A 13,482-nucleotide genomic window follows, 5' to 3' on the forward strand; every position below is an offset into this window, starting at 1 on the left:
CAATGACCGCTTCCCACCGACAGGGCCCCTCAGCTCTTCAGCCGATAGCCCGTGCGGAACATCCAGAAGATCACCGCCAGGCACAGCGTCAGGAACAAAGCCAGCGCTCCCATGCTCACGCCGATCGACACGTCGCCCTCGCCGAAGAAGGTCCAGCGGAAGCCGCTGATCAGGTAGACCACCGGGTTGAACAGGGTCAGCGTCTGCCAGAAGGGCGGCAGCATGGTGATGCTGTAGAACGCGCCGCCCAGAAAGGTGAGCGGATAGACGACGAGCAGCGGGATCACCTGCAGCTGCTCGAAATTCTTCGCCCAGATCCCGATGATGAAGCCGAACAGGCAGAAGGCGATGGCGATCAGGATCATCATGCCCAGCATCAGCACCGGATGGTCCACGCGCGGCTGAATGAAAAAGGTGCTGGTCGCCAGGATGATCAGGCCGATGATCACCGATTTGGTCGCCGCCGCGCCGACATAGGCCAGCACCGTCTCGAACGCGCTGAGCGGGGAGGATAACAGCTCGTAGATCGTGCCGGTCCATTTGGGCATGTAGATGCCGAAGCTGGAATTGCCGATGCTCTCGGTGAACATCGACAGCATGATGAGGCCGGGCACGATGAACGCGCCGTAGGACACATTGCCCACCTCCCCCATGCGGCTGCCGATCGCCGAACCGAAGACGATGAAATACAGCGCGGTGGTGAGCACCGGCAGCACCAGGCTGGTCCAGAAGGTGCGGCGGAAGCGGGCCAGCTCGAACTTGTAGATCGCCCAGACGCCGCGCAGATTGTTGTCGCTCATGCCGCGGCTTCCTTGTGGACGAGTTCGACGAAGATATCCTCGAGCGAACTCTGCCGCGTGCCCAGATCGCTGAACCCGATGCCGAGATCGCTGACGCGGCGCAGCAGCGACGGCACACCGGTCTTGTCCGCCTTGGCGTCGAACTCGTAGACCAGCTCGCGGCCCTCTCCGGCCAGCTGCAGCGCCCAGCGGTCCAGTTCGGCGGGGATCGCCTCCAGCGGCTCGTCGAGATTGAGCGTCAGCCGCTTCTTGCCGAGCTTCTGCATCAGCGCGTGTTTCTCCTCGACCAGGATCAGCTTGCCGCCGTCGATCACGCCCACGCGGTCGGCCATTTCTTCGGCCTCCTCGATATAATGGGTGGTGAGGATAATGGTCACGCCGCGCTCGCGTAAGGACCCGACCATGCGCCACATATCGCGGCGCAGCTCGACGTCGACGCCCGCGGTCGGCTCGTCGAGGAACAGAATATCGGGTTCGTGGCTCAGCGCCTTGGCGATCATCAGGCGGCGCTTCATGCCGCCCGACAGCTCCTGCACCTGCGCGTGGCGCTTGTCCCACAAAGACAGGTCGCGCAGCAGCTGCTCGATGAACGCGGCATCGGCGGGCTTGCCGAACAAAGCGCGGCTGAAGGTGATGGTGTGGATCACCTGTTCGAACGCATCGGTGTGCAGTTCCTGCGGCACCAGCCCGATCTTGCGGCGCACACGTCGGTAGGATTTGCGGAAATCCTCGCCGTCCACGGTCACCGTGCCGCCGCTGGGCGTCACCAACCCGCAGATAATGCCGATCATCGTCGTCTTGCCCGCGCCGTTGGGGCCGAGCAGCGCGAAAATCTCGCCCTTGTCGATGCTCAGATCGATATCGGACAGGGCGGCGGTGCCGCTGGCATAGGTCTTGGTGAGACCCCGGATTTCGAGAATGGCCATATCGCCAGCGCCTCTAGCGCGTCGGCGCGCGCGTTCATAGGCATCTTGACGCGGCGGGCCTTGTCGCGCCATTCGGGCGGCACAAACCCACGTGCGGACGTGGCGGAATGGTAGACGCTGCGGACTTAAAATCCGCTTGCCCAGTGCAGTGCGGGTTCGAGTCCCGCCGTCCGCACCAGTTTCCGAGCGCAAGCGAGGGTGGCTCAGCGCAACCTGCGGTGACTGGCGTGCCATCCGGCAGAAGCTTGAACCCTGAGTCCGTCACCCCGGCGAAGGCTGGGGTCTCAGGCGGCATAGCCACGAGGCCCGAGATGCCAGCTTTCGCTGGCATGACGAACAGTTGGGACGGATGGCGCGCCAGCTTGCGCCGGCTTAACGAGTGGCAGAACCGTGTAACGGACGATCGCCCAATTACCCCTTGGCGACACCCGCCCCCAAGTCGCATAGCGTCGCCATGCGTATCGCCGCTCCTCTTCTGCTCCTCGCCGCGCTCGCCGGTTGCGGCGGCGGCGTGGACAATGACAGCATCGCGATCGCCGCGATCGATCGGGGCGAGGCGGACTTCAATATCGGCCGCCTGCCGCTCGGCGAAACCGCGGGACTGCTGCGCGCGGCCACCGCCCGGGGGCTGGTCGCGTTCGACGCGCAGGGGCGCATCTATCCCGGTCTAGCCGAACGCTGGATCGCGAGCGAGGACGGACTGAGCTACATCTTCCGTATCGGCGACGCGCGGTGGAACGGCGGCGGCACGGTGACCGCACGGCAGGTCGCCGATATCCTGCGCCGGCGGCTCGGCGAACTCAGGCGCGGCGGGTTTGCCGAGGACCTGGCGCTGGTGTCCGACGTCAACGCGATCACCGAGCATGTGCTGGAGATCCGGCTCAAGCAGCCGCGCCCCCATCTGCTAGAACTGCTCGCCCAGCCCGAATTCGGCATCGTGCGCGGCCGCGCCGGCTCCGGCCCGATGCGCGCGACGCGCGAGAGCGAAGCCTATGAACTGATGCACCGCAGCTTCGCGCTGAAGGACGGCCGCGAGGAACGCGTGGAGCCCCGGATTCTGCTGCGCGGGCGAAGCGCCGCCAACGCCATCGCCGCCTACGTCGCGGGCGCGGCGGATGTGGTGGAGGGCGGACGGTTCCAGGATCTGCCGCTGCTCGCCGCCGCGCGGCTGGATGCGGCCGCGGTCAGCGTCGATCCCACCGCCGGGCTGTTCGGACTGATGGTGGTGGAGCGCAGCCCGTTCCTGTCCATGCCGGACAACCGCGAGGCGATCGCGATGGCGATCGACCGCAGCGCCTTGCCGGCCGACTTCGACCGCGCGGAATGGACCGAGGCGGAGACGCCGTGGCCCGAGGGGCTGTTCGGCGCCGAGATCATCGAACCGCCGGCATGGACCGCCGCGAACCTGGAGGGCCGCCGCACCGAGGCCGCGCGCCGCGTCGCCGCCTGGCGGGACCAGCACGAACCGCCCGCGCCGCTGCGCATCGCCATGCCCGGCGGCGCGGGCGGGCGCATCCTGTTCGCGCGCCTCGCCGCCGATCTCGCCGCCATCGGGCTGGAGGCGAAGCGCGTAAAGCCCGACGCCGATGCGGATCTGCGGCTGATCGATCAGGTCGCCGATTATGACGGGCCGATCTGGTATCTGGCGCGGCTGACCTGCCCGGCCACGCGCCTGTGCAACGAGGAGGCGGAGCGCGGCATCGCCGCCGCCCTGGACGCGCCCACGCTGGCCGAACGCGGCCGCCTGCTGCGCGATGCCGCGGCGCTGGTGCAGGCGGACGCGGCCTATATCCCGCTGGCGACGCCGCTGCGCTTTTCATTAGTACGTCCAGGCATCGAGGGCCACGCCGCCAATCCGCGTGGCTGGCATCTGTTGCAATATCTGGGGGGTGGTCCCACCTCCTGATCATGGAGGCCCGGTTGGCCCATGGAGGAACGAATATTATGAAAGTCGGCAGCGAACAATTCGATCGGATGAGCGATCTCATCGGCCCGGCCGCGCGCGATCCGCGAGCGATCCGCCAGCGCGTCGAGGCGATGGAGAAGCTGCTCGAGGGCATGTTCGTGATCCCCGGCATCAACCGCCGCGTCGGGCTCGATTCGATCGTCGGCCTGGTGCCGGTGGTCGGCGACATCATCACCGCCGGGATGGGCGCCTATATCATCTGGGAGGCGCGCAACCTCGGCATGTCGAAATTCCATCTGTTCCGCATGGCCGGCAATCTGGGGATCGACACGCTGATCGGCGCGGTGCCCCTGCTGGGCGATGCGTTCGATTTCCTGTGGCGCTCGAACTCGATGAACCTCAAGGTCATCAGAAAGCATCTCGACAAACATCATCCCGAGACGGTGACGCTGGAGGGGTGAGGAAAAAGCTCCTCCCCGTTCCGGGGAGGATTTTTAGCCGCCGCGCCAGATTTTTACCGGTGTTTCGTCTTTCAGACTGCGCGTTGGGCAAGCCGCAGCACGAAACTTCAACCCCAGACACAGCCTGACCTCGGTCAACCAGCCGCGTTCGTTGAGCTGCAATCGTACCGCATCGGCCGCCAGTCCCGGATTGGCATCGGCGATCGCCCCACGCACAGCGGCGGCGGTCGGTTCGCTGCGGCTCAGCCGGTCCATGTCGGGAAAGATCAGCGCATCGAACAACACGCGCGAGGCCCGGAAATAGGCGCCTGGCGTACGCGTCATGCAGCTGCCATGCCTGGCCCATTCATGGTTCATCAGGCTGACCGACGGCGTGCGGCAGATATTGGCGCGCAAGGTCTTTGGCGGCACCGCATCGACCGAGCGGCAATATTGCGGCCACAGTGCCTGCCCGCGTCCTTCCGGCCAGAGCCCGTGCAGCGTGAAGCCGAAATCGCCGATCCGCGCCGCCGAGCATTGCAGCGCGTCGCGCGCGCTCGACTGGCGGAGGCGGCAATATTCGGGCGACCAGATCAGCGCGAGCGTGTAACCGCCCAGCGCAACGCGGCGGACCGGCTCATTCGACGCGCGCGGCGCGGCCTCGCTGCGCGGGAGCGTGACCGGCGGCCGGCACTGCCAGCCCTGTGCAAACGCGGGCGCGGCGGTCAGCAAAGCGGCGGCGGCCGGCACCAGACCGGCGAGGCCGATCGCGCAGCCCGGGCGCATCTATTCGAAGGTTTCGTTCAGCGTTTCCGGATCGTCATTACCGTACCCGGCGAACCAGAGACGCGCGTCGGGCATGAACAGAAAGATCACCGCGGTGACGCTCAACAGGAGCGAGAGCAGGCCGATACCTTTGACCAGGCTGAACGCGCCGACGAAAAAGGCGGGTAGCCCGATCAGGCCGAACAAGGTGAACACGACCACGATCCACTTGGCGATATTGCTCGCCCGGCGCGCGACGAAATACCAGAGCAGCAGCGAGATTGCGTAGGCCACGACGAGGATCGCGATCAATATCATCGGGCTCAGCGCGGCACCCGCGCCAGCCTGAAATTGCTCGAGCGTGACGTCCCAGTTGAAAATCGTTCCGACCGCCCCGACGATCAGGTTGGCCAGATACGCGATTTCGAACTTCTTGATCGATGCAGGACGCATATGGCCCCCCCTGTTTCCCTGACGCGCCTGCCTGCCCCGAAACCCCCAGGCAATCAAGCCGCCGCGTAATCGAGCCCGATATCGGCGGCCGGTGCGGATTGGGTGAGCCGCCCGACCGAAATGTAAGTCACGCCCGTTGCCGCCTTGGCGCGGATCGTCTCCAGCGTGACGCCGCCCGAGGCTTCGGTCGCCACGCGGCCATCGACCAGCGCCGCCGCCTCGCGCAGCGCGCCCACGTCCATATTGTCGAGCAGCAGATGCGTGGCGCCGGCGTCCAGCGCGGGCGCGATCTGGTCGATCCGGTCGACCTCGACGATGATATCCGCGATCCCGGCATCGACCGCGCGTTTCACCGCGGTCGCCACGCCGCCCGCCACCGCGACATGATTGTCCTTGATCATCGCCGCGTCCCACAGCCCCATGCGGTGGTTGCGCGCGCCGCCCGTGCGCGTGGCGTATTTCTCTAGCGCGCGCAGGCCGGGGATGGTCTTGCGCGTATCGAGCAGGATGCAGCCGGTGCCCGCGATCGCATCGACATAGGCCCGCGTCATCGTGGCGATGCCGGTGAGGTGCTGCAATGTGTTGAGCGCGGACCGTTCGGCGGTCAGCATCGCGCGCGCCTTGCCGGTCAGATAGAGCAGATCGGTGCCAGCGGGCACATGCGCGCCGTCCTCGACCTGGCGTTCCAGCACGACGTCAGGATCGAGCCGCCGGAAGAACGCCTCGGCAATGGCCATGCCCGCAACCACCGCATCGTCCCGGCTGTCCATCGCCGCGCGAAAGCGGGTATCGGCGGGAATCACGGCTTCGGACGTGACATCGCTCCTGCCGAGCAAATCCTCCTCCAAGACAGCGGTCACGAAGGTGTCGAGGTTGAAATTGTCGATCATGTTCGCGGGGTCTAGCCGCCTGCACCGGCTGTATCAACGGCGGCGGCGGCCAGCGCCTTGTCATAGGCCGCGCGCAGTTCGATCCGGTCGCGTTCCAGCTCGGCATGGATGAGCGCATGATCGCGCATCTCACGCGCCCAGCGGACGATCGTCTCGCGTACCGATGGCAACACGTCCTCGGCCGGATGCAGCGCGGCAGCGCGGCCGTATATTTCGATCATGCGGATGGCGACGCTGGGATAGGTCGCCGCGGCCTCGCGAAATGCGGAAAGCGGATGGCCGAACAGCCCTTTGAACTCATGATCGACCAGATAGAGGCGCCCGCCTATCCAGCCGGGAGGACGGGCGTCCCTGGCCTGCGCCGCCAGGATCAGGCCCAGCCGGTCGCAGCAGGCAAGTCCGGTATAGAAATCATTAACTGCGGGCGACAAGGCGCGCGCGGCGATCTCGACCAGCAGCCTGATCTGGAACACCACGCCCTGCGCGTTGGCGCGAAAATCGCCATAGGAGTATTGGCGCGCGATCAGCGCGCAGCTTTCCGGATCGCAGCCGTCCTCGAACCGGCCGAGCTGCTCCCCCTTCATGACATAGCGGCCGACGCCGACATCGAGCCGCAGACGCTGCCCGCGCCGCACCGCTTGTTCGAGTATCTCGTCGAAATCGATCCCCTCGATATAACCCTCGCGCCGCGCCAGGAACGACGGCCCAGTGAAATCGGGCGCATCGCCGGGTTCGGTCTCTTGGAAGAAACTGAGGTCCTCGCTGCCCTCCTCCCCCAGCCGGGCGATCGCGGTGTCGACGTGGATCGCGCGGCCCAGATCGTGCAGCGCCGCCGCCAGCCAGCCGATCACCACTATGGTGTAACCGAGCAGCGCGGTCAGCGTGCCACGCGCGACCGGTGCCCCGCTGGCGTCCGGATCGATCGCCCACAGCGTCACGAGCGACCAGCCCAGCCCGCCCAGCAACAGCCCCAGCGTGAAGCGCGTCACGCCGCGCCCGATCCACCGGTCGATCAGCCGCACGCCGAGATTGCTCGCCGCGATCGTGAGCACCAGCAGCGTGATCGAGAAATAGAGCGTGACCAGCGCCGCGTGCAGCCCGACCAACACGCTCGCCAGCGCCTGTGCGCTCTTGCCCGCCATCGCCAACGGCCAGTCCTGCTCGCCGATCCGGGCGGACAGCCCGGTGGCATCGAAATGCAGCAGCAGCCCGGCCAGCAAGATCGCGGCTGTCAGAATGAGCGCGGGCAGGAACCAGAAGCTGCCCAGCACCAGCGCGATCAGCCAGCGGATCGGGGAGCGGCTCGGGTTCCTCATCCGCATGGCGATCAGGCCAGATCGTGACCGCTGGTGCTGCCGAACGGCGGGCGGCGTTCATTGTCCAGCAGCGCGACGCTGCGCTTTTCGAGCTCGTAGAGCGCCGGGCCTTTCAGCGCCTCGCGCGCCTGTTCGATCAGGCGGCGCACCTGCATCCGGCACGGTTCGTCGCGCCCGTGCCGGTGGGCCATCAGCATGACCGACCCCATCGCATCGACGAACAGCTTTGCGGCGAGATCGTTCGCCGCCGCGCTGGCACGGAGCGAACCGAAGCTGCGCTGCACATAATGGTCAAAATCGTCGGCCAGGCAATAGACGCCGTCCTCGCCATATTGGCGGCCGTCCGCGTCCCGGTCCAGATCGCGGTCGGCGAGCGAGGTCAGTACCGCCGAAAGCCAATGCATGCAGGTGATCGCGGTGAACGGATCGTTGATCCCGGGAGACAGCGCGCGCAGACCGATCTCGACCAGTTCGTCGATCGCGAACTCGATGTCTTGCGACTGCGTGCGGCTGGTCCCCACGGCAAAGGCGCTGCGCAGCGAACCCGGGATATCCTCGCCGATCGTCCCCTCGACCCAGAGCAGCGCCACGCCGGGATGGACGAAATCGCCCGCGCGCACGGCCAGCCGCACCGTCGCACCCTGGCGCTCTGCGATCCGGCCGAGCGTATCGTAATCGATCACCTCGATATAACCGGTCTTGCGACTTGAGACCGCCTCGCCGATGCGCACGTCGCGGTCGATCCAGTCGGCCCCGTCATGCGGGTCCGGATAGCGCTTTTCGATCGCCTTGATGGCATTGCGCCCGATGTCCGCGACGACATGGTTGATCTGGATGCTGTGGGGCACGTGGTGGAGGAAATAGACCAGCACCGCGACCGACATCAGCGATAGCGCGAGCGCCACCAACATCGAGATCTGCGGTACGAATTCGCCGGTGGGCGTGCCGAACAGACCGGTATTGTCGGGCAGCCGGATGATGCGCAGGATCATCAGCGAATAGACGAAGGTGGCGATGAAAATGCCCAGCGTGAACTGGTTGCCGCGGTCGTTCATGAAATTTGTGAGCAGGCGCGGGCCATAGCTGCCCGAGGCATAGACCACCGCGGCGATGGTGATCGAAAACACCGTGCCGGCCACGCCGATGGTCGAGCCTGCGATCGTGGACAGCAGCGAGCGAGCGCCTTCCGGCTTGGTCGCGCGAATGAAGCTTATCCGATCGGTCCAGTTGCTGCCGATCCTCATGTCGATCCACCAGGTCAGGATCGACAGCACCAGTGCGGACAGCGTCAGCAACGCCGGCAGAAACCAGTAGCTGCCGCGCAAATTGATCGCCGTATGGCGAAGCCACGCACGCATCGCTCTGCCCCCTCAGGCCCGTCTCAGCCCTGCGGCGCCGGCTGAAGGCCCATGGCGCCGAGATCGCCCTTACCGACGGTGCCGCTCGCCATTTCGAGCATCCGGTCGAGACTTTTCTTCGCCTTCAGCCGCATATCCTCGTCCAGCTCGATCGCGGGCTTCAGGTCGCGCAGCGCCACATACAGCTTTTCCAGCGTGTTCAGCGCCATATAGGGGCAGATATTGCAGTTGCAGTTGCCGTCCGCGCCGGGCGCGCCGATGAAGGTCTTGCCGGGCACCGCCTTTTCCATCTGATGAATGATATGCGGTTCGGTCGCCACGATCACCGTGTCGCTGTCCGTTTCCTTGCAAAATTGCAGGATCGAGCTGGTCGAGCCGACATGGTCGGCATGTTCGATGATCGTCGGCGGACATTCGGGATGCGCGGCGATCGGCGCGCCGGGATGCTGCGCCTTCAGCTTCAAGAGCTCGGTCTCGCTGAACGCCTCGTGGACGATGCACACGCCCGGCCACAGCAGCATGTCGCGGCCGAACTTGCGGTTGAGATAGCCGCCCAGATGGCGGTCCGGCCCGAAGATAATCTTCTGGCTTTCGGGAATTTGCTGGATGATCGTTTCGGCGCTGCTGCTGGTGACGATCACGTCCGACAGCGCCTTCACCGCGGCCGAGCAATTGATGTAGGTGAGCGCGATATGATCGGGATGCTGGCGGCGGAATTCGGCGAACTTTTCGGGCGGGCAGCTGTCCTCCAGGCTGCAACCGGCGTTCATGTCCGGCAGGATCACGGTCTTTTCGGGCGAGAGGATCTTGGCCGTCTCGGCCATGAACTTGACGCCGCAAAAGGCGATGACGTCGGCGTCGGTTTCCGCGGCCTTTTTCGATAATTCCAGCGAATCGCCGACGAAATCGGCGAGGTCCTGGATTTCGGGCTTCTGATAATAATGCGCGAGGATGACGGCGTTGCGATCGGTGCGCAGCCGATCGATCTCGGCGCGGATGTCCACGCCGACGAAACTCTCGCGCGGCTTTGTCAGTGCGTTCATGAATTGCCCTTTCGCTGAAACAACATGTGAGCGCCGAAACGCGTTCCATCAAGGCTTTGCGGGATGCGCAAGACCAGAAACGCAAGCTTCAAGAACCGTTCGTGCCGAGCCTGTCGAAGCACTGTCTTTCTTCCATCACCCCGCTTGCGGAAACAGGACAGCCCTTCGACAAGCTCAGGGCGAACGGGTGTCGGGTGTCGGGTGTGACCAAAAGCTGTTGTCTTGGCCTAACGCGCCTGTTGTCGTTCGCGGATCACATCCTCGGGTCGGCGGCTCAGGTCCACCGCGTCGCGCGCCTGGGCATTCCGCTCGATCGGAAAGGTCACCACCACCCTCGCATCGCCATAGCCCAGCGTGTCCAGCGGCAGGCGCATCGTGCGTCCCACCACGCCCCGCGCCTTTTCACGCGCCTGCGCCAGCCGCTCGGGCGATTGCGCCTCGCGCGCCACCTTTGCCGCGGCGCCCGCCGACGTCCGCTGGCTGAGCTGCTCGGCCGCCTCGCGCGTGACGATCAGGCCGTTGGTCCGCACCAGCGAGCGGCGGCTCTCGTCGATATTCGCCCGTTCCACCGCGACATCCGGCGCGTTGACGATCAGCGTGCGCGATCCTTCCACCCATTCGAGATCGCCGGGCCCGACTTTCGAAAGATCGACATAATAGCCGACGCTGTACGGCATCTTGACGACCTGGTTCGATTTCAGCAGCCCGAAACCGCGCACATCCTCGGCATTGGCCTGCACCGTACCGCTGAGCTCGGCCACCTTCAACTGGCTGACCCCGGACATCCGCGCCGAGATCAAACGGGTGATGGCCGCGCCATTGTCCTCCTCGGTCACCGCATAACGCTCGGTATAATTGCTCCACAGCAGCCAGACGAGCAGCGCCGCGCAGATAGCCAGAAACCCAATGATCGCGGGACGGAACCAAGGCGCGTTGGTGTTTATCCTTGGCTCCATGATTGCCCTTCCGAACCCGTCGCCAGCCCACGCTTCTCCAGATCGATCAGATGCGCCAGCACCGATCGCTCGGCGGCGCCGTGGAGCCGCGGATCGAGGCCCTTGTACATGATATCGACCATCGCCGGCACGCGCTCCGGACCTTGCTCCAGCAGCGTGAGAATCTGTTTCTCGCGCGCCTTGCGGTGGCCCATCATGCCGCGCACCAGCTGGCGCGGTTTCTCCGCGGCGGGGCCGTGGGCGGGATAGTAGATCCGGTCGTCCCGGTCGTAGAGCCGCTTCAGGCTGGCCATATAATCGCCCATGTCGCCGTCGGGCGGGCTGACCACGCTGGTCGACCATTTCATCACATGATCGCCGGTGAACAGCGCGCCGGTTTCGGTGAGCGCGAAGCACAGGTGGTTCGACGTATGCCCGGGCGTCGCCACCGCCTCCAACGTCCAGCCATCGCCCGATATGATATCGCCGTCGGCCATCACCCGATCCGGCGCATAATCGGGATCAAAGGCGGCGTCGGCGCGCGGCCCGTCGTCGGCCAGCACCAGCGGCGCGCAGCCCATGATCGCCGCGCCGGTGCAGGCGGCAAGCGGGCGCGAGCCGGGGCTGTGATCGCGGTGGGTGTGTGTGCACAGGATCGCCGAGACCTCGGCATCCCCCACCGCGCGCAGGATCGCGTCGATATGCGCTTCGTCCGCAGGGCCGGGATCGATCACCGCGATGTCGCCGCCCGCGCCGACCAGCCAGGTCTGGGTTCCGGTGAAGGTGTAAGGCGAGGGATTGGGCGCGAGCACGCGGCGGACCAGCGGTTCGAGCCGCTCGGTCTCGCCGGCGTGGATGCTGTCGGGCCATGTCATAGCGCCGATGTGGCAGTTAAGGCGCGCGAACGGAAGGCATGGCGCGGAAAAAGACGCGCCTGTTGCAAAAGGCAGCGATCGTTTCAGCCGACCCGGCTGCCAAACATCGCCCCAGCGAAAGCTGGGATCTCGGGTCGGATCGCTTTGACGCCAGAGATGCCAGCTTTCGCTGGCATGACGAAACAGGCACATGCATCAGGGGGTGATGCCCATAAACGCAACCGGCTACAGCACTTGGAACTGTCGGTCGATTTTACACTCTGTCGCCCGAAAACCGAAACTTAACCATCCAAGCCCATAATTTCATGCGCCAATCGAAAACTGGCACGATCACTGCTTCATATGAGGTGCTTCAACACCCCCCATGTCGCGGGTGACCGGCGGGCCGCTATTTTCTGGTCTCGCGCCGCTCGGTCCCCGCGACGCCCCCCCTCTTGAGACAATATCCAGCAGCCCGCTCTTGCGCGCCGCCAAGCGCTCGTCGCGCGCGGCAAAGGCGTGGGGGTAGATGCGGTTGAACAGCGTGTCGAACGTGCGGTCCCAGGTGAAGCGCTCGGTCACCAGCGCGCGCCCCGCCTCGCCCATCGCGGCGCGGCTGCCATGCCAGATCTTGCGGATGTTCGCGGCCATCGCGCCGGCATCGTCGACGGGACCGAGCAGCCCGGTTCCCTCGGGCACGCGGTCGATCATCGCGCCGCCGTCCACACCGACGATCGGCAGCCCCGCCGCCTGCGCCTCGACGATCGACATGCCGAACGTCTCGTAGGGATGCGCCGAAACATAGATGTCGGACGATGCCAGCGCCTCGCCCAGCGCCTCGCGATTGTCGAGATAGCCCGGCATATGCAGCACGCCGTTGGTGCCGTCGGCGATGCGCTCGTCGCGCCACTTGCCCTGCCCCAGGATCAGCAGATGCGCGCCCAGTTCGGGCGGCAGCAGCTTGAACGCCTCCCACACCTTGGCCACGCGCTTTTCGCGGTCCAGCCGGCCGGCATAGACCAGCAGCGGCGCATCGTCGGCCACGCCTAGCGAGCGGCGAAAGCCCACGTTGCGGCGCGCCGGCTTGAACTGCGAGAGATCGGCGCCCAGCGGCATGCGCTCGACATGCTTCACGCCCAGCGCGCGCAGGCGCTTCACGCTGTCGCTGCCCAGCCCGAAGACATGGTCGAACCGGCGGTAGAGATGGCCCGAATAGGCGTCCGCGATCCTCGCCGAAAGCCTTGGCATGCCGGAACCGAACCAGGGAAAATCATGGCGGAAGAATTCGCCGATATGCGCGCGCGGAAAATCGGTATGATAACCCGCGATCACCGTGGTCGCGGGGTTGCGCCTGCGATATTTCAGCGCCGACCAGGGCAGATTGTACGGATCGAACGTCTCGATCAGATCGGGCCGGTATTGCTCGAACACCGCGCGCGCCGCGCCGTTGCGCAGCAGGAAGCGGTAATTGGGCGAGTGCGGGAGCGAAGGGCTGCGGATTTCGGCGCGCAGGAAACGGCCGTTCTCGACGATGCGGTCTTCCTCTCCGGGCACCACCAGCAGGTGCCGCGCATCGCTATGCTGGGAAATCCAGGCCTGCTTGCGGCGGATATAGCTGCCGATGCCGCCGCCGGACACGGACCATCCCTGCGTCACGTCGCACAACAACAGGCCGTCAATCGATCGCAATGGTTCGCCCCTGCAAATGGTCGGCCAACCCGCTCCGCCCTGGCTGATCGTCCCATGTAGAACGCTGTGAGCGACCTAATTATGGCCCATTTAAGGCGCGGTGTCTT

Annotated in this window: 13 protein-coding genes and 1 tRNA gene; 3 read left to right on the top strand and 11 right to left on the bottom strand. The window is 65.6% G+C overall.

From position 1 onward, the window contains the following. Positions 1–29 precede the first annotated feature (29 nt). Together ACOQPC_RS11590 and ACOQPC_RS11595 are read right to left on the bottom strand one after the other, a co-directional pair. Positions 30–800, bottom strand: a complete 771-nt coding sequence (locus ACOQPC_RS11590) for an ABC transporter permease (protein WP_420605882.1) — start codon at positions 798–800, stop codon at positions 30–32. Then, positions 797–1,726, bottom strand: coding sequence for an ABC transporter ATP-binding protein (locus ACOQPC_RS11595; protein ID WP_420605883.1), 930 nt, complete (start codon positions 1,724–1,726; stop codon positions 797–799). Before ACOQPC_RS11595 ends, ACOQPC_RS11590 begins: the two co-directional genes overlap by 4 nt. A 93-nt stretch (positions 1,727–1,819) precedes the next feature. Between ACOQPC_RS11595 and ACOQPC_RS11600 the strand changes: the two genes are divergently transcribed. The 3 genes from ACOQPC_RS11600 to ACOQPC_RS11610 all read left to right on the top strand — a co-directional run bounded on the left by ACOQPC_RS11600 (position 1,820) and on the right by ACOQPC_RS11610 (position 4,093). Continuing rightward, positions 1,820–1,904, top strand: a tRNA-Leu gene (locus tag ACOQPC_RS11600). 276 nt (positions 1,905–2,180) lie between these two features. Further along, positions 2,181–3,632, top strand: coding sequence for an ABC transporter substrate-binding protein (locus tag ACOQPC_RS11605; RefSeq protein ID WP_420605884.1), 1,452 nt, complete (start codon positions 2,181–2,183; stop codon positions 3,630–3,632). A gap of 38 nt (positions 3,633–3,670) precedes the next feature. Beyond that, positions 3,671–4,093: a DUF4112 domain-containing protein gene (locus ACOQPC_RS11610; RefSeq protein WP_420605885.1), complete on the top strand. Its 423-nt coding sequence runs from the start codon at positions 3,671–3,673 to the stop codon at positions 4,091–4,093. 33 nt (positions 4,094–4,126) lie between these two features. Here ACOQPC_RS11610 and ACOQPC_RS11615 read toward each other — a convergent pair whose 3' ends face one another. The 9 genes from ACOQPC_RS11615 to ACOQPC_RS11655 form a co-directional block, all read right to left on the bottom strand. Continuing rightward, positions 4,127–4,858, bottom strand: coding sequence for a ribonuclease T2 family protein (locus tag ACOQPC_RS11615; RefSeq protein ID WP_420605886.1), 732 nt, complete (start codon positions 4,856–4,858; stop codon positions 4,127–4,129). Further along, positions 4,859–5,290, bottom strand: a complete 432-nt coding sequence (locus tag ACOQPC_RS11620; RefSeq protein ID WP_420605887.1) for a hypothetical protein — start codon at positions 5,288–5,290, stop codon at positions 4,859–4,861. Between the two features lie 53 nt (positions 5,291–5,343). Beyond that, positions 5,344–6,180 (bottom strand): carboxylating nicotinate-nucleotide diphosphorylase, encoded by an 837-nt coding sequence (gene nadC / locus ACOQPC_RS11625; RefSeq protein WP_420605888.1) that lies wholly within the window; start codon positions 6,178–6,180, stop codon positions 5,344–5,346. 11 nt (positions 6,181–6,191) lie between these two features. Continuing rightward, positions 6,192–7,496, bottom strand: coding sequence for a DUF2254 family protein (locus ACOQPC_RS11630; protein ID WP_420605889.1), 1,305 nt, complete (start codon positions 7,494–7,496; stop codon positions 6,192–6,194). A gap of 11 nt (positions 7,497–7,507) precedes the next feature. After that, complete coding sequence (locus tag ACOQPC_RS11635; protein ID WP_420605890.1) at positions 7,508–8,854, bottom strand: DUF2254 domain-containing protein; 1,347 nt, start codon at positions 8,852–8,854, stop codon at positions 7,508–7,510. Between the two features lie 23 nt (positions 8,855–8,877). Beyond that, positions 8,878–9,897 carry a quinolinate synthase NadA gene (gene nadA / locus ACOQPC_RS11640; RefSeq protein WP_420605891.1) on the bottom strand — a complete coding sequence of 340 codons (1,020 nt, stop codon included), beginning with the start codon at positions 9,895–9,897 and terminating at the stop codon, positions 8,878–8,880. 227 nt (positions 9,898–10,124) lie between these two features. Beyond that, positions 10,125–10,853, bottom strand: coding sequence for a DUF4230 domain-containing protein (locus ACOQPC_RS11645; RefSeq protein WP_420605892.1), 729 nt, complete (start codon positions 10,851–10,853; stop codon positions 10,125–10,127). Next, positions 10,838–11,707 (bottom strand): MBL fold metallo-hydrolase, encoded by an 870-nt coding sequence (locus ACOQPC_RS11650; protein WP_420605893.1) that lies wholly within the window; start codon positions 11,705–11,707, stop codon positions 10,838–10,840. The genes ACOQPC_RS11645 and ACOQPC_RS11650 overlap by 16 nt, the downstream gene beginning before the upstream one ends. A gap of 330 nt (positions 11,708–12,037) precedes the next feature. Beyond that, the gene (locus tag ACOQPC_RS11655) at positions 12,038–13,375 is read right to left on the bottom strand and encodes a glycosyltransferase (protein WP_420605894.1); all 1,338 of its coding nucleotides are present in this window, start codon (positions 13,373–13,375) and stop codon (positions 12,038–12,040) included. Positions 13,376–13,482 lie beyond the last annotated feature (107 nt).

The sequence above is a fragment of the Novosphingopyxis sp. genome, assembly GCF_965218915.1.
Taxonomy (GTDB): domain Bacteria; phylum Pseudomonadota; class Alphaproteobacteria; order Sphingomonadales; family Sphingomonadaceae; genus Novosphingopyxis.